Source organism: Nocardia sp. NPDC003979, assembly GCF_053605015.1.
The window spans coordinates 154,227-180,004 of the sequence record NZ_JBSGIJ010000006.1 but is presented as its reverse complement, the minus strand read 5'-3'; the positions used below and the strand labels follow the sequence as shown (position 1 = coordinate 180,004).

General features: G+C 67.1%; 21 protein-coding genes. 16 read left to right on the top strand and 5 right to left on the bottom strand.

What is annotated here, in order from left to right:
- Positions 1-31: 31 nt before the first annotated feature.
- Positions 32-550 (top strand): YdcF family protein, encoded by a 519-nt coding sequence (locus tag ACWEVR_RS15750; protein ID WP_452467503.1) that lies wholly within the window; start codon positions 32-34, stop codon positions 548-550.
- A gap of 1 nt (position 551) precedes the next feature.
- On the opposite strand, the gene ACWEVR_RS15745 is transcribed toward ACWEVR_RS15750, so the two are convergent.
- From ACWEVR_RS15745 to ACWEVR_RS15735, 3 genes are all read right to left on the bottom strand, one after another.
- A complete protein-coding gene (locus ACWEVR_RS15745) occupies positions 552-950 on the bottom strand; it encodes a PIN domain-containing protein (protein ID WP_452467502.1) in 399 nt (132 codons plus the stop codon).
- An 11-nt stretch (positions 951-961) separates the two neighbouring features.
- The gene (locus ACWEVR_RS15740; protein WP_452467501.1) at positions 962-1,162 is read right to left on the bottom strand and encodes a type II toxin-antitoxin system VapB family antitoxin; all 201 of its coding nucleotides are present in this window, start codon (positions 1,160-1,162) and stop codon (positions 962-964) included.
- 118 nt (positions 1,163-1,280) lie between these two features.
- Positions 1,281-4,565 carry a (Fe-S)-binding protein gene (locus tag ACWEVR_RS15735; protein WP_452467500.1) on the bottom strand — a complete coding sequence of 1,095 codons (3,285 nt, stop codon included), beginning with the start codon at positions 4,563-4,565 and terminating at the stop codon, positions 1,281-1,283.
- Positions 4,566-5,476: 911 nt separating this feature from the next.
- On the opposite strand from ACWEVR_RS15735, the gene ACWEVR_RS15730 reads away from it, so the two are divergent.
- The 5 genes from ACWEVR_RS15730 to ACWEVR_RS15710 are packed head-to-tail and all read left to right on the top strand — an operon-like array spanning position 5,477 to position 11,081.
- Positions 5,477-6,232 carry an AsnC family protein gene (locus ACWEVR_RS15730; RefSeq protein ID WP_243749776.1) on the top strand — a complete coding sequence of 252 codons (756 nt, stop codon included), beginning with the start codon at positions 5,477-5,479 and terminating at the stop codon, positions 6,230-6,232.
- A gap of 41 nt (positions 6,233-6,273) precedes the next feature.
- A complete protein-coding gene (locus tag ACWEVR_RS15725; RefSeq protein WP_357150625.1) occupies positions 6,274-6,858 on the top strand; it encodes a cysteine hydrolase in 585 nt (194 codons plus the stop codon).
- On the top strand, positions 6,855-7,871 hold the full coding sequence (gene hypE / locus ACWEVR_RS15720) for a hydrogenase expression/formation protein HypE (protein ID WP_452467499.1): 1,017 nt from the start codon (positions 6,855-6,857) through the stop codon (positions 7,869-7,871). The genes ACWEVR_RS15725 and hypE overlap by 4 nt, the downstream gene beginning before the upstream one ends.
- Before the next feature lie 10 nt (positions 7,872-7,881).
- On the top strand, positions 7,882-10,173 hold the full coding sequence (hypF, locus tag ACWEVR_RS15715; protein WP_452467498.1) for a carbamoyltransferase HypF: 2,292 nt from the start codon (positions 7,882-7,884) through the stop codon (positions 10,171-10,173).
- Between the two features lie 2 nt (positions 10,174-10,175).
- Positions 10,176-11,081, top strand: coding sequence for a bile acid:sodium symporter family protein (locus ACWEVR_RS15710; protein ID WP_452467497.1), 906 nt, complete (start codon positions 10,176-10,178; stop codon positions 11,079-11,081).
- On the opposite strand, the gene ACWEVR_RS15705 is transcribed toward ACWEVR_RS15710, so the two are convergent.
- Positions 11,078-11,938: a haloalkane dehalogenase gene (locus ACWEVR_RS15705; RefSeq protein ID WP_452467496.1), complete on the bottom strand. Its 861-nt coding sequence runs from the start codon at positions 11,936-11,938 to the stop codon at positions 11,078-11,080. The genes ACWEVR_RS15710 and ACWEVR_RS15705 overlap by 4 nt on opposite strands.
- 93 nt (positions 11,939-12,031) lie before the next feature.
- Here ACWEVR_RS15705 and ACWEVR_RS15700 point away from each other — a divergent pair, with 93 nt between their 5' ends.
- The 10 genes from ACWEVR_RS15700 (at position 12,032) to ACWEVR_RS15655 (ending at position 24,001) form a co-directional block, all read left to right on the top strand.
- Positions 12,032-13,156, top strand: coding sequence for a UbiA family prenyltransferase (locus tag ACWEVR_RS15700; protein ID WP_452467495.1), 1,125 nt, complete (start codon positions 12,032-12,034; stop codon positions 13,154-13,156).
- On the top strand, positions 13,153-14,244 hold the full coding sequence (locus ACWEVR_RS15695; RefSeq protein WP_452467494.1) for an aminotransferase class I/II-fold pyridoxal phosphate-dependent enzyme: 1,092 nt from the start codon (positions 13,153-13,155) through the stop codon (positions 14,242-14,244). Before ACWEVR_RS15700 ends, ACWEVR_RS15695 begins: the two co-directional genes overlap by 4 nt.
- Positions 14,241-17,435 carry a thiamine pyrophosphate-dependent enzyme gene (locus ACWEVR_RS15690; protein ID WP_452467493.1) on the top strand — a complete coding sequence of 1,065 codons (3,195 nt, stop codon included), beginning with the start codon at positions 14,241-14,243 and terminating at the stop codon, positions 17,433-17,435. Before ACWEVR_RS15695 ends, ACWEVR_RS15690 begins: the two co-directional genes overlap by 4 nt.
- A 17-nt stretch (positions 17,436-17,452) precedes the next feature.
- Entirely contained in the window at positions 17,453-18,169 is a 717-nt protein-coding gene (locus ACWEVR_RS15685) for a class I SAM-dependent methyltransferase (protein ID WP_439269094.1), read from the top strand.
- On the top strand, positions 18,169-19,593 hold the full coding sequence (locus tag ACWEVR_RS15680) for a cytochrome P450 (protein ID WP_356985539.1): 1,425 nt from the start codon (positions 18,169-18,171) through the stop codon (positions 19,591-19,593). Before ACWEVR_RS15685 ends, ACWEVR_RS15680 begins: the two co-directional genes overlap by 1 nt.
- Before the next feature lie 29 nt (positions 19,594-19,622).
- The gene (locus ACWEVR_RS15675; RefSeq protein WP_181698768.1) at positions 19,623-20,252 is read left to right on the top strand and encodes a class I SAM-dependent methyltransferase; all 630 of its coding nucleotides are present in this window, start codon (positions 19,623-19,625) and stop codon (positions 20,250-20,252) included.
- Positions 20,253-20,327: 75 nt separating this feature from the next.
- On the top strand, positions 20,328-21,044 hold the full coding sequence (locus ACWEVR_RS15670) for an ABC transporter ATP-binding protein (protein WP_452467492.1): 717 nt from the start codon (positions 20,328-20,330) through the stop codon (positions 21,042-21,044).
- Complete coding sequence (locus ACWEVR_RS15665; RefSeq protein WP_452467491.1) at positions 21,041-22,204, top strand: ABC transporter substrate-binding protein; 1,164 nt, start codon at positions 21,041-21,043, stop codon at positions 22,202-22,204. Before ACWEVR_RS15670 ends, ACWEVR_RS15665 begins: the two co-directional genes overlap by 4 nt.
- A complete protein-coding gene (locus ACWEVR_RS15660; protein ID WP_452467490.1) occupies positions 22,201-23,013 on the top strand; it encodes an ABC transporter permease in 813 nt (270 codons plus the stop codon). Before ACWEVR_RS15665 ends, ACWEVR_RS15660 begins: the two co-directional genes overlap by 4 nt.
- Positions 23,014-23,305: 292 nt before the next feature.
- Positions 23,306-24,001, top strand: coding sequence for a hypothetical protein (locus tag ACWEVR_RS15655; protein ID WP_067497071.1), 696 nt, complete (start codon positions 23,306-23,308; stop codon positions 23,999-24,001).
- Positions 24,002-24,435: 434 nt separating this feature from the next.
- Here ACWEVR_RS15655 and ACWEVR_RS15650 read toward each other — a convergent pair whose 3' ends face one another.
- The gene (locus ACWEVR_RS15650; protein ID WP_452467489.1) at positions 24,436-25,722 is read right to left on the bottom strand and encodes a salicylate synthase; all 1,287 of its coding nucleotides are present in this window, start codon (positions 25,720-25,722) and stop codon (positions 24,436-24,438) included.
- Positions 25,723-25,778: the final 56 nt, after the last annotated feature.

Below are 25,778 nucleotides of genomic sequence, written 5' to 3'. Positions count from 1 at the left end.
CGGTGACCGGATGGGGGCATACCATCGGCGGATGCGCCGCAAGGTGGTGGTGGGTTGTGTGGTCGCCGTGGTGTTGTTCGGGGTGGTGCTGTGGCCGGTGTACGGGCGGCCGCAGACGGATGAGGCGCGGCGTGCGGATGCGATTCTGGTGCTCGGTGGGGCGCACGACGGGCGTGAAGAGCTCGGGTTGCGTTTGGCCGCAGAGGGATTCGCGCCGCGGGTGTTGATATCGGATCCGTATGAGCGCAGTGCGATGGTGAATCGGATCTGCCACGGGGGCTACTCGTTCGAGGTGATCTGTTTCGATCCGAGTCCACGGACCACACTCGGCGAAGGCCGCGCCCTCGCCCGTCTCGGGGCCGACTGGGATCGCGTCATCGTCGTCACCTTCACACCCCACATCTCCCGCGCCCGCTACATCCTCGGCAAATGCTGGCCCGGCGAACTCCTCTTCGTCGACCCACGCCCCCACCTCTCACCCGCCCGCTGGGCCTGGGACTACGTCTACCAATCCGCGGGCTACGTCAAGGCCTGGTTCGCCGACTGCTGAATCAACTGGTCGACAGCCGGTGATGCGGCTGACCTGTTACCTCGGCGATCGTCTGATAGTCGTTGTCCACATGCATCACGGTCGCTCCGTGGACCTCCGCTGTCGCTGCGATGATCAAGTCCGGGATCGGAATTCGATGTGCACCACGTTCGGCCAGCAGACCTTGCACGGCAAGTGCGCGATCCATTACTTCCGCGGTGACCGGCAGCCACACCAGCGACTTCTGCAGGCCGATCCGTTCGTTGTAATCGGATAGCGTTCGCGCCGAATACCCGATCTCGAGGGCGGTGAGATGGCATGCGGCGACAAGTGCTCCCGGCGTGCTTGTGGCAGCGTGGAAATCCGCTGCGGCTGCGGGGTCCCGGAGGACCCACTCGAAGGCGGACTTGTCCGCCAACATGAACATCGTCCTCAGCGCCAGGCCCCCTGCATTCCCTCTGCTGACAAGTCGGTGCCGGTATCGCGCAGATGCTGGAGCATCTTCGCCACGGCACGTCGGTTCGCGACCTCGCGTAGTGCGGCGTTGACCGTCGCCACCTTGGTCTTCGTCCCCAACTCTTCTGCGGCCAGGCTCAAGGCATGGTCGTCGATGTCGATCAAGGTTCGGGACATACAGCAACCTCCAGATATCAAACCCCTGAGTTCGATGATATCAGGGCCTGGCAGTGCCCGGTAAACAGAAGTGAGGCGCGGATTCTTGGAATCCGCGCCTCACTGGGTTGTTCAGTTGTCAGTTCTTGCGGCCGGGGGCCTTTGCTCCGGACTTGAAGCCGAGGCCGCCGGGCTTGGCGGTCGGCGGGGCCACCGGTGGGGTGCCGTTGCCGTTGGAAGGTGTGGGCTCGGGGGCCGTGTCTTCCTGGGCGGTGGGCTCAGCCGGGGCTTCCGGTTCGGCGGGGGCCGCTGCCGGTTCCGCGGGCTTCGGGGCGCCGGGGGCCTTGGGGCCGGGGCGCTTGAAGCCGGACTTCATGGCGAGGCCCTTGGCGGCGACGGTCGGCTTGGTTTCGGTGGGGGCCGAAACCTGTTCGGCGGCAGGGGCTTCGGAGGCCGGTGCGGACTCGGTCGCGGGGTCCGCCGCCGGGGCGGCCGGAGCCTGTGCCGATTCCGCGGGCTTCGGGACGCCCGGAGCCTTAGGGCCGGGGCGCTTGAAGCCGGACTTCATCGCGAGGCCCTTGGCGGCGACCGTGGGCTTGGTCTCCGTGGCAGCAGGTTCGGCGGGCGCTTCCGCAGCCGGAGCCGCTTCAGCAGCCGGAGCCGCTTCAGCAGCCGGAGCCGCATCGGCGGCCGGGGCAGCAGGAGCCTTGGCGCCGGGCGCCTTGGCGCCGCCCTTCATGCCGAGTCCGCCACCGGGTGCCTTGGCGCCACCCTTCATGCCCAGACCCTTGACCGGGGGAGCGGTGGTCTCGGAGGCCGATTCGGCGGCCGGAGCTTCGGTAGCGGGCGCCTTCGCACCCGGAGCCTTGGCGCCGCCCTTCATGCCGAGTCCGCCACCGGGAGCCTTCGCCCCGCCCTTCATACCGAGACCCTTGGCGGGCGCGGCCGGGGCCGACTCCGCTTCGGCGGCAGGGGCCTTCGCGCCGGGCGCCTTGGCGGCACCCTTCATGCCGAGACCGCCACCGGGGGCCTTCGCGGCACCCTTCATGCCCAGGCCACCACCGGGCGCCTTGGCAGCACCCTTCATACCGAGTCCGCCACCGGCCGGCGCGGCCTTGGGGGCAGCTTCGGCGGGGGCTTCGGCGACCGGCTCCGGCTCGGGTTCGGGCTCCGGCTCGGGTTCGGCCTTCGGCTCCTGGACGACGAGCAGGTTCGCCGACAGCTCGGCGGCATCGATGCGGGTGATCGAGTCGAGCATCAGCTGCGACACGTCGACCACCTCGACGCCCTCGCCCTGGCCCTGCTCCTGACGCGCGGTGACGCCGTCGTTGAGCATGACGCGGCAGAACGGGCAACCCGTGGCGATCTTGGTCGGGTTGGTGGACAGCGCCTCGTCGACACGGTCGACATTGATGCGCTTGCCGAGTTGCTCCTCCATCCACATGCGGGCGCCACCGGCACCACAGCACATGGAACGTTCGCCGTGGCGCGGCATCTCGACCAGGGTCGAACCGGAGGCTTCCATCAGCTCACGCGGCGCGTTGTAGATCTTGTTGTGGCGGCCGAGGTAGCAGGGGTCGTGGTAGGTGATCTGCTGGGAGACCTGCGCGACCGGGACCAGCTTCTTCTGCCGCACCAGGCGGTTGAGCAGCTGGGTGTGGTGCACGACCTCGTAGGTGCCACCGACCTGCGGGTACTCGTTGTTGAGCGCGTTGAAGCAGTGCGCACAGGTGACGACGATCTTCTTCTTCGACTGCTCGACGCCCTCGAACACCGAGTTGATGACCTCGATGTTCTGCATCGCCAGCTGCTGGAAGAGGAACTCGTTGCCCGCGCGGCGAGCCGAGTCACCGGTGCAGGTCTCCTCGGCGCCGAGCACCATGAACTTGGTGCCCGCGGTGGCGAGGAGTTCGGCGACGGCCTTGGTGGTCTTCTTGGCGCGGTCCTCGTAGGCGCCTGCGCAACCGACCCAGAACAGGTATTCGTAGCCGTCGAAGCTGTCGGCGTCCTTACCGAAGACCGGGATGTCGAAGTCGACTTCCTTGATCCAGTTCAGGCGGTCCTTGGAGTTCTGGCCCCACGGGTTGCCCTTGTTCTCCAGGTTCTTGAACAGGCCGGCCAGCTCGGAGGGGAACTCCGACTCGATCAGCACCTGGTAGCGGCGCATGTCGATGATGTGGTCGACGTGCTCGATGTCGACGGGGCACTGCTCCACGCAGGCACCACAGGTGGTGCAGCTCCACAGCACCTCGGGGTCGATCACACCGTGCACGTCCTCGCCGCCGACGAGCGGGCGCTCGGCCTCGGTGCGGGCTTCCTCGGTGATCTTGGCCAGCTTGGCCTCGTCGGGCTTGCCGTCGGCGTCGACCAGGCCGATCTCGTCGCCGCCCATGTCCTTGCGGCCGCCGGCCAGCAGGTAGGGCGCCTTGGCGTAACCGTGGTCGCGCAGCGACATGATGAGCAGCTTGGGCGAGAGCGGCTTACCGGTGTTCCAGGCGGGGCACTGCGACTGGCAGCGACCACACTCGGTGCAGGTGGTGAAGTCCAGCCAGCCCTTCCAGGAGAAGTCCTCCATCTTGCCCGCGCCGAGGGTGTCGGTATCGGGGTCGACGTTCTCGATGGTGAGGACCTTGCCGTCCGACATCATCGGCTTGGCAGCACCGAGGGCGACGCCGCCGTCGGCCTCACGCTTGAAGTAGATGTTGGGGAACGCGGCGAAACGGTGCCAGGCGACGCCCCAGTTGACGTTGCGGCTCACGACGACGACCCAGACCAGCGCGGCCATCAGCTTGAAGAAGGCGAACACCGACACCGCTTCCGCGCTGGCGGGCAGCACCGAGGCGATGTGCATGCTGACGAAGTCGCTGCTGGCGTGGGATTCGCCGGTGTAGGCCAGGACGAGGGACTTCGCGCCGAGCATGCTGATGCCCTCGACGAGCACGATGAGCTCGACGAAGTAGGCGGCGAAGAAGTTGGAGCCGGAGAAGCGCGACTGCCGGGCGGGGACGCGGGGGTGGTTCAGCTGACGGATGACGATCAGCACGATCGCGCCGATGATGGTGCCGAGGGCGAGCAGTTCGTCGAGCAGGTGGTAGACGAAGGTGTTACCGACCAACGGCCAGGTGAATGTGGGGCTGAAGATCTGCCCCTGCGCCTGGAAGACCGTGACGAAGCCGAGCATGAAGCCGACCATGACGAGCCAGTGCGCCCAGCCGACGGTCCGGAACTTCACCATGCGCGTGTGCGCGGCGAACTCCTTGATCATGGTGGCGAACCGCGGCACGAACGGAGTGAACCGGTCGGGAGCGGGCTGCCCGAGCATGATCGTCCGAGCCATCTTCCGGATGGCGAGGCCGAACCCGATCCACGCGGGGACACCGACCAGAATGGAGATGATGCCCAACGTCAAAGATATGGGGCTCATGCTGTGGCCTTTCGTTCACGAAGCGACGCGGTGCCGCTCGTCCCAGGTCGCATCATAGTACGGTCCAAGTTACCCGCCAGTAGGGGTAGGGATTCTATGTTACCGGTGGGTAGCTTCGATGTCTTCCCGGAGCTGAGCATCATCCTAACGCTGCAGTTCAGGGGTTGATTCGGCGCATGGCCGTCGCGGCTCGTTCCGGGATCGCCGCGGGAGGTCCCGCGTGTCGATGGGGCTTGCAACGGCGACGGGTGCGGCAGCTGGGGGCTCGCGCCGCGGCCCGATGCCCGGCGGCGATGTGAAACAAGATGGAATTAATCTATCGTCCAGTTTGTTCGGTCCCGTGGAAATAATTCCCGGCGAAATTCACATTCTCACCTGAGCGAGCTCGCGGCTGTGAGTTGCATAGACCATTCTATTCTCTACGCACAGGCTGGGCGGATCGTGACTTCGGGGCATGAACCTGCATGTCCAACTGTGGGTTTCACCAGTTGGACACCGTCAGGTCGGTTCGTTACCGGCCGGTCGGGCCGGGCGCCGCACGCCCCTGACCGGCGCATCGACCGTGGGCGAGGGGCTCGGATCGAACACTTGCCCGAATTGGCTCACTGCGATATTTTTTTACGCGGCTCTTGATCTTGATATCGATGCACAGCTTGAAAGACTGGGGGGCTTGATAGGTGAATCGCCCGCTGAAATCCAACCGGGTAAAACAGTCTGTGGAAATCGCCTCGCTCGTCATGGCGGGCTCCCCCCGATTCGAAGGGGAGGACCCCGCTCATATCGAGCGGCTGGTCGAGGCGGAATGGCCTTTGCCGCCCATTCTCGTCCATCGTCCGACGAATCGGATAATCGACGGATTTCACCGGACGAGCGCGGCGCTACGTAAAGGCCTCACGCACATCGACGCGTATATGGTCGATGGTTCCGAAGAATTGGCGTTCATTCTCGGCGTGCAGGAGAACGTGCGGCACGGCCTGCCCTTGTCGCTGGCCGATCGCCGGGCTGCGGCGGAACGCATCATCCGTTCCCATCCGCACTGGTCGAATCGGTCGATCGCCACCGCCGCCGGGCTTTCCGCGAAAACTGTGGCGTCGATCAGAAGTGGTACCGGTGATACGTCGCAAGCGAGTCATCGGCTCGGCAGTGACGGCAGGCTCCGGCCGGTCGACACGAATTCGGCGCGCAAAACGGCCGCCGAACTCCTGCTGGCCCGCCCCGATGCCTCGCTGCGCTCCATCGCCCGCGAAGTCGGCCTCTCGCCGTCGACCGTCCGCGACGTCCGGGCCCGCCTGGAAAGCGGCATGGGCCCGCTCGTCCAGCCCGACGACACCAGGACCCCGGTGCCTGGTGGACCGGCGGAGAACGACCGGCTCGCGCCGACACCGCACAAGAAACAGGTGGACCTCGACGCCCTGCTCGCCGTACTCTCCCGCGACCCGGCGCTGCGGATGAGCGTCGGCGGGCGCGAATTGCTGCGGTGGCTGCATCAGCATGCGGTGAACGCGGGCGACGCCGAGAAGATCGTCGAATTCGTGCGACCCCATTCCTCCTACCATGTGATCGAACTCGCCAATCAATGCGCGGCCAATTGGGCAAATATCGCCCAGGCCCTGCAAGCCGCTTCCGATAATGCGTACGGTAATTCGCCGGGCGCCCGTTCGGCCTGAACTTCCGAACTGTTCCCATTCTTACGGACCTAAGGATCGGCATGTCCAAAATCGCCGTTGTCACCAGTGGACTGCAATACGACATCGTGGGGAAGAATCCCGAGCGGGAAGCCGCTATCGCGGCTGCGACGCCGCGGGTGAACGAATTCCTGACCGAAATGCGCAAGCGGGGCTGCACGGTTTATCACCTGCAACTCCTGAATCAGCCCGACGACCCGCTGGCCGAGCGTTACGACGGTCGCGTACCGGCACTGCGCGGAACGCCCGGCGCCGAGGTGATCCGCGAATTCGTCGACCCCGACGACGTGATCCAGGAACGCAGTAAGGACAGCGGGTTCTACGAAACCGACCTGCACGACCGGCTCCAGGCCGAGGGCGTGGAAGCCCTGGTGCTGATCGGTCTGCAGACCCAGATCTGTATCCAGACCACCGCTGCCGACGCCTTCTTCCGCGGCTACATCGTCGCGGTGCCCGGCGACTGCGTGTTCTCGGCGCAGGAGGCCGACCGGGTGCGGGCGCTGGACTGGCTGGAGAGCTACTGCGCCACCGTCGCCGACTCCGCCGAGATCCTGCGGCTCATCGACACCACAGGCGGCATCCCGCGCAAGGAGACGAAGACACCATGACCGTGGCCACGCAGCACATCCAGCTCGACCACGGCACCGGCGCTGTGCTCTCGGGCGAGCTGGTCGACTTCATCGCCCGCACCCTCGGCGATGTGTACGTGGGGGAGATGGAGGACAGCGCGGTCCTGCCCGTGGAGGGCGACCGGATCGCGATGACCACCGACAGTTTCGTGGTCGACCCGCCGTTCTTCGGCAACGGCGACATCGGCAAGATCGCGGTCTGCGGCACGGTCAACGACCTGGCCGTCTCGGGTGCGGTGCCGCGCTATCTCACCCTCGGGCTCATTCTCGAGGCCGGATTGTCCTTCGACCAGCTCGAGCGTGTGCTCACGTCGGTGCGCGAGACCGCGCGCGAGGCGAGGGTGCAGATCGTGTGCGGCGACACGAAGGTGGTGCGGGCGGGCGAGGCCGATCAGCTGTACCTCAACACCAGTGGTGTCGGGTTCTTCCTGCGCGAACCGCTGCGGATGGACGCGGTCCGCCCCGGCGACGCGGTGATCCTGTCGGGCCCGATCGGCAATCACACGGTGCACCTGCTCTCCATCCGGGAGGGGCTCGGCTTCGAGAGCCGGGTGCTCAGCGACTGCGCGCCGCTCAACCTGATGATCGACGGCGTGTTCGCGGTGGTACCGCGCGAGGCGGTGCGGTCGATGCGTGACGTGACGCGCGGTGGTCTCTCGGCGGTGCTGCACGAATACGCGGGCCGCATGGGCAAGGCCATCACGATCGATGAGCGGTCGCTGCCCATCCAGCACGAGACCGCGATGGCGGCGGACATGCTCGGCATCAATCCGCTGAACTGCGCCAACGAGGGCTGCCTTGCGATCTTCGCCGACCCGGCCGCCGCCGCCGACATCGTGGCCGCGCTGCGCGGGCACGAGTACGGCAGGCACGCGACGGTGATCGGCGAGGTGACCGGCCGGGACGGCGCCGCGGTCGTGTTGCGCGACGCCGACGGGCGCGAATCGACACTGCAACCGCTGCGGGGCGCCGAGCTGCCCCGCCTGTGCTGACCGGGCCGCCATGACCGCCACCTGGCAGATCAGGGTCACCGGGGTCGTGCAGGGCGTGGGGTACCGCCCGTTCGTCTACAAACTCGCCCGCGAACGGCAGCTCACGGGCTGGGTGCGCAACGATCCCGAGGGCGTGCTCGTCGAGGCGAGCGGCGCCGCAGCCGCGCTGGAATTGTTCTGCGCCGAGCTGGCCGACCGGGCGCCCGAGCTGGCTCGGGTGGACCGGGTGGTGGCGCTGAGCCGGGTGGCGGGCAGGTCGGGCGCGTCGAGTTTCGAGATCGTGCACAGCGAGCACACGGGGCAGAAGGTGGCGCTCGTCCCCGCCGACACCCACGTGTGTGCGGACTGTCTGGCCGAGCTGCGCGACCCGGCCGACCGGCGCTATCGCTACCCGTTCATCAACTGCACCAACTGCGGGCCACGCTATTCGATCATCCGGGCGTTGCCCTACGACCGATCGCAGACCACCATGCGCGCGTTCACGATGTGCGCGAATTGCGATGCGGAATACCGGAATCCGATGAGCAGGCGGTTTCACGCACAGCCGAACGCCTGCGCGGACTGTGGGCCGAGGCTGTTGCTCGCCTACCCCGACGGGACGGTGCACGAGGACGCGTTGAGCCGGAGTGTGCGTGAGCTGTCGGACGGTCGGATCGTCGCGGTGAAGAGTGTCGGTGGTTTCCATCTGGCCGTCGATGCGATGAATGCCGCGTCGGTGGCGCTGCTGCGCAAGCGCAAGCGGCGCGATTCGAAGCCGTTCGCGGTGATGGTGCGGGATCTGGACACGGCGCACCGGATCGTCGAACTGTCGCCTGCGGAGGAGCAGGTGCTGCGTTCGCCCGCTCGGCCGATCCTGTTGGCACGCAAGCGTACTGGTGCGGTACCGGAAAGTGTCGCGCCACGGAATCCGAACCTGGGAGTGATGCTGCCCTCGGCGCCGCATCACCATCTGCTGCTCGACGAGGCCGACACCGATGTGCTCGTGATGACCAGCGGCAATGTGTCGGGATACCCCATCGTGCACCGCAATGAGGACGCGCTGGCGCACCTGTTCGAGATCGCGGACGCGATTCTGTACCACGACCGCGAAATCGAGTCCAGAGTGGACGATTCCGTGGTCCGGGTATCGAACCACCCGGATCTGGACGGGCCGCTGCTGACCTTCCTGCGCCGTGCGCGCGGGTACGCGCCGTACCCGGTGGAAGTGGGTCGTCCGCTGCGGCCGCTGGTCGCCTATGGCGCCGAACTCAAGACGACGGTCGCGTTGTCGGCCGGCACACGGGTGTATCTGAGCCAGCACATCGGTGATCTGAAGAACGACGAGACGTTCGAATCGCACCGCCGCACCGCTGCCCACCTGGCCTCGCTGTACGATCTGCGACCCGAGGCCGGGGTGTACGACATGCACCCGGACTTCCGGATCAATGTGGGCCACAGCGGTATCGGTGAGACAGGTGAGCCGATCGCGGTGCAGCACCATCACGCGCACATGGCGGCCTGCATGGCGGAGAACAAGCTCGACGGGCCCGCGATCGGCGTGGTGTTCGACGGCGCCGGGTACGGCACGGACGGCACCATCTGGGGCGGTGAGTTCCTGGTCGGTGACTACGGCAAGGTCGAACGGGCAGCGCATCTGCGGCGGGTGGCCCTGATCGGTGGCGATCAGGCTGTGCGCGAACCGATCCGGACGGGTGTCGCTGTCGCTGTCGACGCTTTCGGGTCCATCGACGGCGCGGTGCAGGCCTTTTCGGCGCTCGCGACGCTTGATGACGAGCGCAGACACGTCTACGCGACCATGTGCGCCCGTGGCATCAACTCGCCAGAGGTGACGAGTATGGGTCGGTTGTTCGACGCGGTAGCGGCTCTGCTCGGCGTGTGTTCGCGGGCCGAATACGAGGCGCAGGGCCCGATCGAACTCGAGGGCCTGCTCGATCGCGACCTCACGCTCGTCGACGGCTACGGGTTCGGCTATACCGCAGAAGAAGTCGACCACCGGCCGGTGATTCGTGCGATCGCGGCCGACCTGGCCGCCGGGACCGCGCTCGAACGGATCAGCAGGCGGTTCCACAGCGGGGTCGTCGCCATGGTCGTCCGGCAGTGCCGGAACCTGGCCGACACCAACGGTATTCGGCAGGTGGTGCTCTCCGGCGGCGTGTTCCTCAATGAGTTCCTGCTGGTCAACTGCATGGTGATGCTCGAACGCGCCGGACTGGCGGTGTACAGCCATCGGCAGGTTCCGCCGAACGACGGTGGGATCGCCCTCGGGCAATTGCTGGTGGCCGACCGGGCGAAACAGGAGTGATGATGGGTTCTTCGCAATTCGCGGTGGTGCTGCCGATCGCGCTCGTGGTGGTGATGCTCGGCCTCGGACTCACCCTGACACCGGACGACTTCCGGCGGGTGGTCCGCCATCCGAAAGCGGCGGCCGTCGCCCTCGTCTGCCAGCTCGTGGTGCTGCCGCTGATCTGTGTGCTGCTCGTGCTCGCCTTCGGGCTCACCGGGGTGCTCGCGGTCGGCATGATGCTGCTCGTCGCCTCGCCGGGCGGCACCTCGGCCAACCTGTTCAGCCACCTCGCCGGTGGCGATGTGGCGCTCAACATCATGCTCACCGCGATCAACTCGGTGATCGCGGCGTTCACCATGCCGATCGTGATCACCCTGTCGGTGGCGGCGTTCATGGACGGTGACGCCTCGGTCGGGCTGCAACCGGCCAAGCTGGTGCAGGTGATCGTCATCGTGCTGGTGCCGGTGGCCGTCGGGATGTGGATCAGGCACGCGCGGCCCGCGTTCGCCGACCGGATGGGTAAACCGGTGAAGCTCGGTTCCATGGCGGTGCTGGTCCTGGCGGTCGGCGTGGCCGTCGGGTCCGAATTCGACACGCTGCGTGCGAACTTCGGCAAGCTCGGCGCGATCACAGTGCTGCTGTCTGTGCTGAGCCTGGCAGTCGGCTATTACGTGCCCCGCTGGTTCGGGGTCGATATCCGGCAGGCCATCGCCTCGTCCATGGAGATCGGTATCCACAACGCGACGCTGGCCATCGCGGTCGCGGTGTCGGCGCTGGGCAGCGAGGCGATGGCGGTGCCCGCCGCCACCTACGGGATCGTGATGGGTGGGCCGGCGGCGGTCGCGGCGTTCCTGCTGGCGCGACGGTCCCGCACGGAATCGGGTGTGTCCGCGCCGGTCGCCGCGACCGCACTGCCCCTGAGCTAGGGGAACCGTTTGGCGATGGCCTCGGCGATCTCGACGGGCGCGTGCTCCTGGATGAACTGGCGGGCCTGCGGCAGCTCGACGACCTCCACGTCGGTGAAGGTCGACACCATGCGGGGAATGTGGGCCTTGGGCCGGTACACCATGTCGCGCATGCCCCACACCAGCAGCGTCGGCTTGTCGGCGAGGACCGCGGGCACGTCGCGGGCGAGCTGAGTCATCAGTGGGCGGGCGTCGACGATCTGCTTGGCGATCACCGCGAGACCTTTGCGGGCCTGCGGCGACGGCTGCACCAACCGGTAGTGGTCGATCTCGGCCGCGCTCAATGTCTTACCGAGCTCCGACAGCAATACGCGCTCGACGAGGAAGTTCTGCTCCAGAACCCGCCGCTGCATCGGTCCGGTGCGGATGGCCTGGGCGAAGACGCGGTTCGCCATCGCCTCGATGGGCCAGAAGATGGTGTTGCCCAGCACGATTCCGCGCAGGCGGTCCGCTCGCGGGATGCTGGCACCCAGGCCGATCGGGCCACCCCAGTCGTGCCCCATCAGCACGTAGTCGTCGAGGCCGAGGTGGTCGATGAGCTCGCCGAGGATGCCGGTGTGCTCGGCGACGGTGTAGCCGAAACCCTCGGGCCGCTCCGACAAGCCGAAGCCGAGATAGTCGACGGCGACGCACCGGTATCTGGTGCGCAGCTCGGCGATGACGTGGCGGTAGAGGAAGCTCCAGGCGGGGACGCCGTGGCAGAACAGAATCGTCGGCCCCGATCCCTCATCGATGTAGTGGACACGGCCTGCGGACGAGTCGAACCAGCGTGACTCGAAGGGGTAGAGGTTCTTGTCGGGCACGAAGTCGATCAGCATAGGGAAACCTATACCCCATTTGTGAAACGACCGGAGTGTGCAACCGGAGAAAGCGCCGGTTGCACACACTGCCGCTCTTTTCGGAACTCGGGTATGGTCGCCCCAGCCGCCTCTTCCGCGGCCGGGCCGCAAACGGGTGACGAGTGGGCTTTGATTGTGACTGGAACAATTCCTGAACCGACGCTTGACGAATTCCTGCATAAATCGGCGGAGAAAAGAATCGACTGGGTGAACTCGTCCGACGGGTTCACCACGGGCACCGTGGAACGAGTCGGCCTGTTTCTCTCGTTCGCGCGGCCGCGCACCTGTCTGCCCGGCATGCTCGCGTTTTATCTGGGTTGTGTACTGCTGGGCGTGCCGATGGGTATCGACGTTCTGCTCGGTTTCTTCGTCACATTCCTCTACAGCGCCGTGGCGAACCTGTTCAATGCCTATTCCGATATCGCGGAGGACAACCAGAACATCCCGGCCCGGCTGTACCTGCTCGGCCTGTACGGTCGCCGGCGACTGCTGCGGAGCAGTTACGCCGCCGGCGCGGTGATGCTGGTGGCCGCAGCCGTGGTGAGCCCGGCATTCCTGCTGCTCACGGCCCTGTGCCTGCTCATCGCCCACCAGTACTCGTTGCCACCGCTGCGGATGAAGGCGCGGCCGATGGGTTCGCTCGTGTTCTTCGCGCTCGATGTGGCATTGCCGTTCCTGATGGCGCCCGCCGTCGTGGAGAACGGTCCGGCGATCGCGGGAAATTGGTCCTTCCTCAGCATGGCCGCGTATTTGTTGCTGTGGTTCGTCGCCAAGGGATTCGTGAAGAACCTGCCGGATTTCGAGGGCGACCGCGAAGCCGGATTGTCGACCTCGGCCACCATCTTCGCGACACGGCAGCAGGCGGCTGTCGCTGCTGCCGCCGCCACTGTTCTCGTTTATCTCGGTCCGCTTTTCCTGGTGGTCGCCGGGCAATTCGAAGCGAAGTATTTGTTCGCGCTTGCCTGGTTCCCCGTGGCATGTGCGCAGGGCGCACGAATGATCCTGCGCGACGACAATCAATCGGCGAACAACATGCTTCGATTCGACATGATCGTATCGACGGGATATCTGTCTACCTGGGTTTTGCTGGCGGATCCATCTGTTACTTCGCTGCTTGTTGTCGCCGGATCTCTGGTGGTCATTTTCGCTATGGACGCGCTGAAACTCGATACCCGGAAAAAGGAAGACATCGGGTGACGGCGGAAAGGACGACAGCGGTGCGCGACGCGGTATTGCTGAACGAATATCGATCCGGTGAGGAGGCCGATACCTCGGCGGCCGCGCTCGACCTGTCCAACAACGCGCTGCCCTTCGCGCCCCTGCCGAGCGTGCGCACCGCGATCGCCGACGAGGTCGAACACGCGGCCGCCTACCCCGCCGCCGCGTACGGCGATTTGCGCAGCGCCATCGCCGAATTCGCCGGCTGCACACCGGATCAAGTCGTCGTCGGGCCGGGCAGTGTCGGTGTGCTCGCCTATCTGCTGCGCTGGGTCGCCGGACACGGTGGGCGGGTCGTCTACGCGGTGCCCGCGTTCGACGCCTACGAACGGGTGGTCCTCGGCGCGGGCGGTATCGCGGTGCCGGTAATCGGGACACCGGACCGATGGCAGCCCTTGACGGAGATGGTCGCCGCGGCGGGCGACGACGCGGCCGCGATCCTGATCTGTTCACCGCACAACCCGACCGGTGAACAGGTGACGCCCGAGGAGATCGAACAGGTACTGGCACGAGTGCCGGACCACACGGTCGTCGTGGTGGATGAGGCGTATATCGAATTCGACCGGGACAACGACCGGTCGGCGGCCCTGCGAATGGCCGAGGAGCACCCCAATCTGGTTGTGCTCCGCACGTTTTCGAAGGCGTACGGACTCGCGGGGCTGCGGGTCGGTTACGCGGTCGGTCACGGTGACCTGATCGGCGCCTGCCGGTCGATGGCGATGCCGTTCGGGGTGAACCGGCTCGCGGTGGCCGCGGCCGTCGCCTCGCTCGGCGTGGTGAACGAGCTGGAGGCACAGGTCGATTCGGTGATCGCGGTGCGGACGGACTTCGTCGCGGCCATCCGCGGACACGGCATCGACGTGCCCGATTCGTCCGGCAACTTCGTCTGGGTGCCGACGCCGAACCCGGCGGCACTCGTGGCGCACCTCGCCGAGTCGGGCATCGCGGTGCGCTGCTACCCGGACGCGGGCGTCCGGATCACGGTTCCTGCCAGGGGGCACCTCGCCGACGTCGTCGACGTACTCGCGCGGGGATACAGACGAGTGGAGGCACTGACATGCAGATGAACACCAATCTGGGCGCCGACGTGCTCGGGCGGCCACGGTTCGCCGACGCCCTGGTCGACCGGCTGATCGGCCACGATGTGCGCTACCTGTTCGGCATGCCTGCCGAATCGGTGAACTGCCTGGTCGACGCGGTAGGACGGCGGTCGGAGATCGAACTGATCGCAGTGCGGCACGAGAGTGCGGCCGCCTGGATGGCGGTCGGTTACGCGCAGGGGTCGGGCACCGTCGGGGTGTGCTTCGGCACGGCCGGACCGGGTGCCACCCACCTGTTGCCCGGCGTGTACGGCGGGCTCTACGACCGGGTGCCGGTGCTGGCGATCTCCGGCCAGGTGGCGCGCGCCGAGATCGGCACGAAATCGTTCCAGGAGATCGACTCGGCGCGACTGTTCCGTGACGGAACGTGGCGCTCCACCGACATCGTCTCGCCCGACCAGCTCGCCGTCTTCGATCAGACGGTGCTGTCGGTGCGGCTCGAACAGACCTCAGCGCACCTGGCCGTGCCGTCCGACGTGCTCAACTCGCCCCTCGAGGGGCTCGAGCAACAGAGCCCGTACCGGTTCGGCGCACGGACAACGCCCGACCTGGACAAGAAGCGCGTCGAAGATCTGGCCGAATACCTCTGCTCCACACCGGGTGTCATCGTGCTCGGCGCGGGCGGCCGGGCCGTCGCGGACTGTGCGCTGCTGCTCGCGGACGCACTGGATGTGCCGATCGTCGCCCTGCCAGAAGCGGGAATTCCGGACTGGTCGGTGCCGCCGGTCGAGGAGTCCGACGCCCGGCAGGTGCTGTTGATCGGCAGGCCGACCGCCGGTGTGGCACGGCACTTTCCCTCGCTCGAGCTGCTGCTCGAGATCACCGATGTGGCCACGTCGGGCTTCGACGAGGAGAGCAGGCGGATCGGGATCGCCGGGGAGGTTCCGCAGATCCTGCACGCGCTGGTGTCGGCCGTGTGGAGCAGGCGTGGTACCCCGGCCGCGGCGAGCGCCCCTGTCGCACCGACAGATCCGAACGCACCCGAGGGTTGGGGTGTGCTCGCCGACGCGCTCGCCGGTGCGTCGGTGGCGGTCGACCCCGGGGCGACGAGGGAGCTCGCCCGCCGCTATCTCGGTGAGCGCGCGCACCTGCACAGTTCCTGGAATTTCGAGGCTGAGGGTTCGGCGCTGCCGCTGGCCATCGGTCTGGCCCTCGCGAACGGCGCTCGCTCCTACGCGCTCACCGACCTGGACTCGCTCGACCAGTACATCTCCGAATTCTCCACCGCCGCACGCTACGACGTGCCGGTGACCGTGGTGTGCCGGGCCGAGCCCGGTGTGCCGGTGAGCGACCTGGCCAAGGCGTTCGGTATCGGGGTGTTCTGGGCCGGTGACGCCACCGAACTGCGGTCGCGCCTGAGCGAGGACCGGCACGGTCCGGCACTCGTCCTCACCTCGGCGCTCGCGGACGACCGGCCCGCTCCGGCGCCGGATATCGATGCCGTCGACTACGTCACCGATCTCTTCGCGGCACTCGCGCACCGGGGCATCGGCTCGGCGTACCTGTCGAAGAACAGCCGCGCGCGGCTCGGTGCCACCGCTGAGCTGGACCTGCATGTCGTCGCCGATGTCCAGGCCGCGGCCATGCGGGCGACCGCGGCGTACAAGGCCGACGGCACCACCTCCTGCGCTGTGGTGACCACGCCCGCCGAACTCCTCGGCCAGCTCAACGGGCTCTACGACGCGGCCTTCGACGACGCGTCCGTGGTGCTGGTCTCCGTCGAGACCACACCCTGGCTGCTCGATCCGGTCGACGTGCTCGCCGATATCGCCGCCGTCTCGGTGGTTCTCGACGGTGGTGCGCAGGACGCGGTCCGGCTGCGCGACGCCTTCACGACCATCGCCGGTGGTGGACGCGGCGTCACCCACATCCACGTGACACGACGCGCTATCGCCGCCCGCACCAGCGCCGCCCTCGTGGACAGCGCGCGGTCGTTCGCGATCCCGCCGTCGCTGATCGGGCTGCCCGGCCGGGCGACCGCGGCACCCGAGGACATCGTGCGCGCTGCCGAACTCATCGGTGCCGCCTCCGGGGATATCTCGATCATCGTCGGGCGCGGGGCGGCGGGCGCGCGACGCGAACTCGTCGAATTGGCCGCTCGCACAGGCAGTCCGCTCTATTGCACGATGGGTGCGCTGGCGGCCGACGTGGTCGGCGAACACTGCGCGGGACTGGTCGGCACCTCCGGGACCGACGACGCCATGCAGCGGGTCCGGCGCAGCGGGCTCGTGATCGTTGTCGGAGTGTCCTGGCGCGGTTCGGCTTTCGAGATGGTCGGGCACAACCCGGTGATCTCGGTGAACACCGATCCGCTCACCTTTCTTCGTCTGCCGTCGGATTCGGTCGGTCTGCTCGGTGACGCGCGGGAAACCATCGAAGCTCTGGTCGGCCTGCTCGGCGAGGAGCGCGACGCACCCGAGGTCGCCGAACGACCGCGCCGCAAGCCGCGAGAGAGCGCACGCAAGCTCCGCGCCGCCACGGTGGCCCAGATCATCGACAACGAACTGGCGGGTCTCGACAAGCCGTCCACCTTGAGCGTCGACGTCGGCATCAACACGCTCTGGGCCTACCGCTACGTGCGCTCGGCCCACCGCTACCTGTGGACCGCCTCGTTCGCGACCATGGGATTCGCGGTACCCGCCGCCGTCGACGTGGCCGTGCGCCACCCCGACGAGGTGTCCGTGGCGATCGTCGGCGACGGCGGCATCGGCATCACCCTGGCCGAACTGCGCAACGCCGCCGACGTACGTTCGCCGCTGGTGATCGTGGTGTTCAACAACAACGCCCTGGCCGCGATCAAATTCGAGAGCTGGATCATGGGCTGGCCCGACCGTGCGTCGGGCTTCCACGAAATCGACTTCGCCGGGTTCGCCAGGCACTGCGGGGTGCGCGCGACAACCGTGCGCAGCGCCAAGGAGTTCGGCAATGCCTTCCGCACCGCACTCGCCGGTGACGGGCCGACGCTGATCGACGCCAGAATCCCCGCCGCCGAAGCACCCGTGCTCGCCGGACGCGCGCACATCCGCCAATTCGCCGGCCTGCTCACCGGGTGGGCCCGCGACGGCAAGAACGCCCGCACCGGCGCCCTGTCCACCCTGCTGGCCTTCGGCGCGGAGAAGGCGGTGCGCGTCGCGCGCCGCGCCGACCCGCGCCGGTGAAACCCGAGGAGATCGCGATGGCCGGAACACGCCCTGCCACCCCGCAGGCCATGTTCACCCGAATCGCACCGCGCTACGACGCGGTGAACTCGCTGCTCACCCTCGGCGGCGACAAACGGTTGCGCCGCCGCGCCGTCCGCGCGCTCGACCTGCGGCCGGGTGCGGAAGTGCTCGATATCGCCGCCGGGACGGCCGAGATCGGCGCTGCCCTGGCGGCGGTGTACCCGCTGCGCCTGTCGTATGTTGCCGTCGACCTCAACGAGCAGATGCTCGCCGTCGCCGCGCACAAATTCGCCCGGTTGCGCCGCAAGCGGCCGAGCAACGACTGGCAGCTCGCCCTCGGCAGCGCGGAATCGCTCGACTTCCCGTCGTCGAGCTTCGACGCCGCCGTGATGTGTTTCGCGCTCGACGACATGGACGACCCCGCCGCCGCGCTCGCCGAAACGGTCCGGGTGCTGCGCGCCGACGGACGGTTCCTGCTGATCGAACTCGCCATGCCCGACAGCCCGCTGCTGCGCAACCTGCTGAAACTGCGGCTGCGACTCATCCGCGGTGTCGCCGCCATCGCGGGCATGGACTCCGTCGCCCACATGACCAGGGAAGTCGAACTCGATCGCGGCGTCGAACACACCCTCGCGCGCTGCGAGAACGCCGGCCTGGAACTGGAATCCACGGCCCGGCACCTCGGCGGGCTGGTCCGTGCCCACGTCTTCCGTAAGAGGAAAGGTTTGTGATGACCGAGAAATGTCCCCACGCCACGGCGGAGAAGGTGCCATCCGTCACCGGAATCACCAGTCGCAGGCTCTCCAACCGGCACCTGCCCGGCCCGCCCGGTCACCGGATCATGGGCTCCTATCCGGAATACGCCAAGGACCGCAACAAATTCCTGCGTGACGCGGTGCGCCAGTACGGCGATGTGGTGCGGATCAAATTGCCGCTGCGTGATCTGGTGGTGATCGCCAATCCCGAAGACGCACACGCGGCGATGGGCGATACCTCCGGCGACTACAGCAAATTCGGCAACTACCATCCCGCGATTGCCAAGCGGCAGAACGGTTTGTCCTTCATCGAGGGCGAATTGTTCCGCGAGCGCCGTCGCATCGTCAGCCCGCTGGTGACCCGCGACGGCCTCAAGAGCACCTTCCACGCCAATGCCGATGCCTACCTGGCAAGCCTCGAGTCGAATATCGCCGCCGCGACCGACGCCGACGGTGTGACCGACCTGCAGGAGGCGATCTTCCAGACACTGCTGCGCGGCGTGCTGGCCCAGACCTTCACAGAACCGTTCACGCCCAAGGAAATTCACGATCTACACGACGGTCTGTCGACGTTCACGAAGTTCCTCGGTTCCACGCTGAAGATCGCGGATCCGCCGAATCTGGTTCGCCCCTGGGGCCGGTACAAGATCCGGCCGTGGGCGGTGTACTCGGCGGGAAAGATCGTGCGCGACCGAGTGGTCGAACGGCAGAACTCGCCGTCGCTCGGCACCTACAACGACGTGCTCGACGGCATGCTCGCCGGCTACAAGAAGCTCAAGACCCCGATGACGTTCTGGGACCTGTGCTTCGACGTGGCGACCATGACCAGCGCCTCCTACGGCACGACGGCGGGCGCCATCACCCAGACCGTCGTGCGCACCTGCCTGGCCGAGGAAGCCAAGAACCGGCTGGTCGAAGAGGCGAGTTCGGTCGACCTTTCCAAGCCGACCATCGAATCGGTGCGCAGCATGCACTGGGTGAAGGCGTGCTTCGAGGAAGGCATGCGCATGCAGGGCCTTCCGCTGCTGCTGCGATTCACCGCGCGGGGCGCGAACTACCAGGGCTACGACATCGCGCCCAACACCATGCTCGGCGTGCCGATCTCGACGATCCACCGCGACCCGCGCTGGTGGACAGACCCGGACGTGTTCGACCCCGAACGGTTCTACGACCAGAGCAAGCGGGTCGACCAGCCGCGCGTACTGCACTACCTGGCCTGGGGCGCGGGCCCGCACCGCTGCACCGGCGCACAGCTCGGTTACCTCATCGCGCCGTACCTGGTCGCGCTCATCTTCAGCCGCTACAAGATCGAGCTCCCGCCGAACTGGCAGCTCGTGGAAGACCCAGGCCTGGCGCCGATGATCAAGGGCGGCTTCAACGTCCGGCTCACCCCCCGATAACCCACCGACGAGAGATCTGAGAGATTCGCATGAAATTCGCAGAGCGGTACGACATCGCGGCCCCCATCTACGACCGGACGGCGTGGTTCCTGTCCCTCGGTGGCATCGACAAACTGCATCCGGGCCTGGTCGAAGGCCTCGACCTCACCGGTAAGAAGGTGGCCGACCTCGGGTGCGGCACCGGTCTCGCCTTCCCGGCGCTGCTGTCGGCCGTCGGGCCGACCGGGCACGTGATCGGGGTGGACAACAACGCCGCCATCCTCGCCAAGGCGCAGAAGCGGGTCGACGAGAACCATTGGCCCAACGTCACTCTGCTCACCGAGGACATCGCCGAGCTGCCCGTGAACCAGGACGTGGACGTCCTGTTCAGCTGCATCGCGTTCAGCTGTGTGCCGCACCCGTCGGACAAGCTGGCCGAACTGCTCGGCAACCTCACGCCGGGCACCCAGGTGCGCATCATCGACGCGCTGCCGCGCACGTCGGGGCTGAGCCGGTACCCGATCAACGGCTACAACTTCGTGAAGTCGGGCATCGTCGGATCGCATTTCCGGGAGCTGCACCCGTTCGAGCAGGTCTTCCGTGACCGGCTGACCGACGTGGTCGTCGACTACCTGCACGGCGGCATGTACACCCGCCTGACCGGCGTCAAAGGCGCGTAGGCACTCCGCGCGCACCGGCGGCGACGGCGGTGCGCGCGGCCCCTTGGTTACACCTCTTCTCGAGAGACGGCCGAATTGAGTATCTGGGAACTGAAAGTCGACGGCGGTGGCAAGACATTCGGCGAAAGCACCGTGCTCGACGACGTGGACTTCCACGTGGACCGCGGTGAATTCCTCGCCGTGCTCGGGCCGAGCGGCAGCGGCAAATCGACGCTGCTGCGTGTGCTGGCCGGACTCGAACAGCTGACCGCCGGAACCATCAGCTGGAGCACCGACGGTGCCCGGCCGCGCACCGGGGTGGTTTTCCAGCAGGCGCTGCTGCTGCCCTGGCTCACCGTCATCGACAACATCTCGCTCGCCGGCCGGTTCGCCGCGCACCGGCGCGAGTTCGACAGGGACTACCCCGAAACCCTGCTTGCCCGTTTCGGGTTGGGGGCGCTGGCGCAGCGGTACCCCGGCGAGCTGTCGGGCGGGCAGGCGCAGCGCGTCGCCGTGCTGCGTGCCGCCGCCACCCGGCCCCGGCTGCTGCTGCTCGACGAACCGTTCAGCGCCCTCGACCCAGCAACCCGCCTGGACCTGCGGAAATGGCTGGCCGAACTCGTCACCGAGATCGAGGCGACGGTCGTGCTCATCACCCACGACGTGGACGAGGCGATGGATCTGGCCGACCGCATCGTGCTGCTCGACAAGGGCCGCATCCGGCGCGAATGGACCGAGGTGCGCGACGGCGGCGACGCGTTGCGCGCCGACATCCTCGGGCAATACCACCCGGACGAAGTAGTGGTGTCGTGAGCGGGCTTTCACGACGGCACCTGCTCGCCGGGGCGGCCGGACTCACCGCGGCCGCCGGGCTCTACGGGTCGGCCGACCTGGTCCGCAGTGCGGCAGGCGCCGGGCAACGGCGCGAACAGGCACTGCGCATCGGGTACCTGCCGATCACCGACGCGGCGCCGCTGTTGATCGCGCACTCGGCACACCTCTACCCCGCGGGGTCGGTGAGCAGCGCCAAACCGGTGATGTTCCGCAGCTGGTCGGGCCTGGCGGAAGCGTTCGTCTCCCGTCAGGTGGATGTGGCGCACCTGTTGATGCCCATGGCGATTCAGCTGCGGCAGGTGCTCGGGGCGAACGTGCGGGTGCTCGGGTGGAACCACACCAACGGGTCGGCGCTCACCGTCGCACCCGACATCACCGAGCTGGAACAGCTGATCGGCACCCAGGTGGCCATTCCGTTCTGGTGGTCGATCCACAACATCGTGCTGCAGAAACTCCTGCGCGCCCACGACATCACACCTGTGGTGCGCCGGACCGCGTCGCGCGCCAAGCGGACCGTCGAGCTCATCGTGATGAGTCCGTCGGACATGGTTCCCGCCCTCGCCAACAGGTCCATCTCCGGCTATGTGGTCGCCGACCCGTTCAACGCCATCGCCCAGATCAAGAAGATCGGGCGCATCCACGTGTTCCTCGGTGACGTGTGGCGTGAACACGCCTGCTGCGTCCTGGTGACCCGCGACGACGTGATCACCGAACGACCGCACGCCGTCCAGGCCGTGACCGACGCGGTGGTCGCGGCGCAGCTACGGATCGGCACCGACCGGCCGCGCGCCGCGGAAGCACTCACCACCGGCAGCTACCTGCCGCAACCCTTGCCCGCCGTGCGGACCGCGCTCGCCTACCCCAACCCGCCCTACCAATTCCAGCGGCCCGACTGGTCGCCGCAGCTGGTGGGATTCCAGCCCTACCCGTACCCGAGCTTCACCCGGCGGCTGGTCGAGGAGATGCACGAGACCGTCGTCGACGGCGACCGGGGCTTCCTCGACACCCTCGACCCGGCCCGCGCGCACAGCGAGCTCGTCGACGACACCTTTGTGCTGAATTCCCTTGCCGCACAGGGTGGGCGACAAGCGTTCGGGCTCACCGGCCTCGACCGAACTGAACAGGTGCACCTGCTGTGACTACAACGACCCAAGCCCCACCGAAAACCGGCTCGACCGTCTCGCGCTCGGTCCTGGCCAGGGTGTGGCCGCCGGTGCTCGCCGTGCTCGTCACCGTCGGGCTGTGGTGGACGGCGACCACGGTGCTCTCGCCGGAACACTCGCTGCTGCGTCGCACCGCGCCCCAGCACGTGCTGCCCGCCATCGCCGATCTGCACGAACGCGGTGTGCTCGTCTCCGACGCGGGAATCAGCCTGTGGCGGTTGCTGATCGGGCTCGCGATCGCCACCGTGCTCGGTGTGCCGATCGGGTTGCTGATCGGGCTCAGCACGCGGATCGAACAAGCCGCCTCGCCGGTGGTGCAGTTCCTGCGGATGATCTCGCCGCTGTCGTGGACCCCGATCGCCATCGCCGTGTTCGGCATCGGCAACCAGCCGGTGTACTTCCTCGTCGCCGCGGCGGCCGTGTGGCCGATCATGCTGAACACGGTGGCGGGGGTGCACGCCATCGACCGCGGCTTCCTCGACGTGGCGCGCTCGTTCCACGCGACCCGGGGCGAGCAGCTGCGCGTGGTCATCATTCCGGCGGTGCGCGACCACATCCGTACCGGGCTGCGGCTCGGGCTCGGCACGGCCTGGATCGTGCTCGTGCCCGCCGAGATGCTAGGTGTGCGATCGGGACTCGGGTACCAGATCCTCAATGCCCGTGACCAGCTCGCCTACGATCAGGTGGTCGCCATCATCCTGGTGATCGGCGTGCTCGGATTCGCCGTCGATTTCCTTGCGGGCAAGTTGCCGGGGCGGTCCCTGAACAGCCGTACGTACCGATGATTATGTGATGTATGTCACTGACATGTTTGCCCCGGTGAGGTCGTGTTTGTGATTGAGCATGGGAAACCTCCTCTGCCGGCGGCATGGGTTAGGGCAGCCTGACCCATGCCCCTGGAAACTGTGCTGGCATCAGGGGTTTCGGTCTACTAGGCTCCAGACGTTCTGTCTGCTGTGCCGGTCTTCACACTGCTCGGGGAGAAGTTGGGAGCATCTCACAAGGGTGCGCCCGCTTGACGAGTCTCGCGTGTCGCTTGATCGCACGCCGCACCACACCTGATGGATAGGAACTTCAATGAACATCCGTAAAACCGTTGCGGGTGCCGCCTTGGTTATCGGGGCCATGACGGTGGCCGCTGGGACGTCGCATGCCGAGCCCGTGGCGCCCGAGGGCATCAAGTACTCGGTGAAGCTGGTCGACAAGACCGTGGTCGCCACCGTGAAGAATGGGACCTTCTCGCTGGTGGAGCAGGAGGGGGAGACTCCCGAAGCGCCGAAGACCCAGGTTGCCGAGATCAAGGACAGCACCGGTGCTGTCGTCATGGCCATGCCGATCGCGTTCTCGATCTCCGGCACGGAGATCCCGACCAAGGCTGAGGTCGTCAAGGACTCCACGGTGCTCGAACTGACGCCGGAGCGTCCCCAGGGCGTCGAGATCGCGGCCCAGCCGGTCGCGGTCAAGCCGGTCCTGCAGGGCCAGGAGATCGCCTCCGCCCAGGAGAACCAGAAGGCGATCAACGACTTCTCCTCGAAGTTCAGCATCGGCACCGCCATCGGCACCTTCGTCGGCACCGCCATCGGCGCCGTCATCGGTTGCGTCGTCACCATCCCGCTCGGCTGCCTGCCCGGCCTGACGGTCGGCGCCGCGGCCGGTGGCATCATCGGCATGATCGCCATCGGTGGACCGGTGATGGCTGTGACCGGGTTGGAACTGCTGCAGGTGCTGCAGGCGCCGGACGGCACTACTGTTTGGGCTGACAAGCCGAAGTAGAGGCTCGCTGTAGAAGCCCCGCTCCTTTTGTGGAGCGGGGCTTTTCGTGTGTTTGGGGCGGAGTTCGCTAGGTGGTGGTGTCCCAGCCGTAAGGAACTACCTCGGTGTTTTTAGCGCCGGGGAGGTGCGGAACCGCCTTGGTGTTTTGTGCACCACAAAGGTATTGGGCTGTGTTTATTGGAGCGCTGGCGCGCTCGAGCGCGGCCCCTGGGGGGCCGCGCGAACAGCGCTCGAGACTCGCGCTTCGCGCATGCGCTTCGAGCGCTGTTCGCGCGGCCGGGCCGCTACGCCGCTTCGCGGCGATCCCTCCTCGAGGTCGGGATGTGCGGGGTTGGGGAGGCTGTCATGGCGGACTGCCTGGAATGCGGTTGGGGGCGTGCGTCACTCAGGTCTGCCACCTGCCGCACTCCCGCCCACACGGCACGACTCCTAGATCACGCCTTCACGACGTAAGGTGCGACGCTTCCCAGCTTCTCGCAGGTTTCCTCGAACTCTCGTTCCGGGCGGGACTGGCCGACGATCCCCGCCCCGGCACGTAACCACGCCCCTTCGCCGGTTTGGTAGATCGCTCGCAGAACCAGTGTCGCCTCGAGTGCGCCGGTTGGTGAAACACACACGACCGCACCGGAATACAGCCCGCGCTCGTCGTGGTCGTTGCGGAAGACGGAGTCGACGCCCGCTTGTTTCGGGATGCCGGAGGCGGTGACGGACGGGAACAGTACTTCCAGCGCGTCCCAGGCGGTGCGTTCGGGAGCGAGTTCGCCGCGGACGGTCGATGCGAGGTGCTGCACGCTGCCGCGTTCGCGCACGGCCATGAAGTCCGAGACCGCCGTGGTACCGGGAACGGCTACCTCGGCGATCTCGGCGAAGGACGTTTGCACCGAAATGGCGTGTTCGACAATTTCTTTCGGATCGGCCAGCAGGTCGACCCGGGCCGCGCTGTCCGCTTCGGGGCCGAGGCCGAAGGCGCGGGTACCGGCTAGTGGTTCGGTCGTGACCACTCGGTCGTCGTCGACGGAGGCCACCAGCTCGGGGCTGAATCCGGCCGCTTCCAGACCGCCCAGGCGCAGCAGGAAGGAGCGGGCGGGGGTGTTGTTGGCTCGGCCGAGGCGGTAGGTGGCAGGGACGTCGACAGCGAAGGGCAGTGCGACCTTGCGCGACAGAATCACCTTTTGGTAGCTGCCGGAACGGATTTCCTCGACAGCGGTGGCCACCCGGTCCTGGTATCCGGTGACATCGGGCCGCACGTCGACCGGATGCGCCGACGGCAGCTCGGCGCCCTGCGAGGCCGCGATGAGGTCGTGGATATCGCACATTTCGGCGGGGGTGGCGCCGCTGATCCGCACACCGTCGGCGTCGATGCGCACTTCGATGCGGGGAATCATCAAGTTGGCCAGCGAGGTCAGCGGGTTGAGATAGCGGGTGGCGCCGAGGGAATAGGCGCAGAATTCGAACCCGATCCAGCCGTAGGCGTTGCGGCCGTCCAGGGGCAGGCTCGCCAGGGCGGCGTCGACGGCGGCGGCAGGCCTGCCGGTCCACGCGCGGGCGGTGGTCTGCTCGCCCCAGGTGGTGCGCAGTTCGTTGGCGTCGAGTTCGACGCTGCCGAGTGGGTCGGCGGCAAACACCCAGACACCGGGCTGTTCGTACATCACGTACTCACCGAATCGATCGGCCGAGGCCAACCACGACATCGCTGCGGCCGGATCGGTCACATATTCCACCCGTGTGGGCTGTTCCGTCGACGACAACGATCCTCCAAGGTAAAGCTGACCTAATT

Bases quoted from the DNA above. Each gene is read 5' to 3' on its own strand.
- ACWEVR_RS15750 (WP_452467503.1), top strand. From the start codon at position 32: ATGCGCCGCAAGGTGGTGGTGGGTTGTGTGGTCGCCGTGGTGTTGTTC.
- ACWEVR_RS15745 (WP_452467502.1), bottom strand. From the start codon at position 950: ATGTTGGCGGACAAGTCCGCCTTCGAGTGGGTCCTCCGGGACCCCGCA.
- ACWEVR_RS15740 (WP_452467501.1), bottom strand. From the start codon at position 1,162: ATGTCCCGAACCTTGATCGACATCGACGACCATGCCTTGAGCCTGGCC.
- ACWEVR_RS15735 (WP_452467500.1), bottom strand. From the start codon at position 4,565: ATGAGCCCCATATCTTTGACGTTGGGCATCATCTCCATTCTGGTCGGT.
- ACWEVR_RS15730 (WP_243749776.1), top strand. From the start codon at position 5,477: ATGGTCGATGGTTCCGAAGAATTGGCGTTCATTCTCGGCGTGCAGGAG.
- ACWEVR_RS15725 (WP_357150625.1), top strand. From the start codon at position 6,274: ATGTCCAAAATCGCCGTTGTCACCAGTGGACTGCAATACGACATCGTG.
- hypE (WP_452467499.1), top strand. From the start codon at position 6,855: ATGACCGTGGCCACGCAGCACATCCAGCTCGACCACGGCACCGGCGCT.
- hypF (WP_452467498.1), top strand. From the start codon at position 7,882: ATGACCGCCACCTGGCAGATCAGGGTCACCGGGGTCGTGCAGGGCGTG.
- ACWEVR_RS15710 (WP_452467497.1), top strand. From the start codon at position 10,176: ATGGGTTCTTCGCAATTCGCGGTGGTGCTGCCGATCGCGCTCGTGGTG.
- ACWEVR_RS15705 (WP_452467496.1), bottom strand. From the start codon at position 11,938: ATGCTGATCGACTTCGTGCCCGACAAGAACCTCTACCCCTTCGAGTCA.
- ACWEVR_RS15700 (WP_452467495.1), top strand. From the start codon at position 12,032: ATGGTCGCCCCAGCCGCCTCTTCCGCGGCCGGGCCGCAAACGGGTGAC.
- ACWEVR_RS15690 (WP_452467493.1), top strand. From the start codon at position 14,241: ATGAACACCAATCTGGGCGCCGACGTGCTCGGGCGGCCACGGTTCGCC.
- ACWEVR_RS15685 (WP_439269094.1), top strand. From the start codon at position 17,453: ATGGCCGGAACACGCCCTGCCACCCCGCAGGCCATGTTCACCCGAATC.
- ACWEVR_RS15680 (WP_356985539.1), top strand. From the start codon at position 18,169: ATGACCGAGAAATGTCCCCACGCCACGGCGGAGAAGGTGCCATCCGTC.
- ACWEVR_RS15675 (WP_181698768.1), top strand. From the start codon at position 19,623: ATGAAATTCGCAGAGCGGTACGACATCGCGGCCCCCATCTACGACCGG.
- ACWEVR_RS15655 (WP_067497071.1), top strand. From the start codon at position 23,306: ATGAACATCCGTAAAACCGTTGCGGGTGCCGCCTTGGTTATCGGGGCC.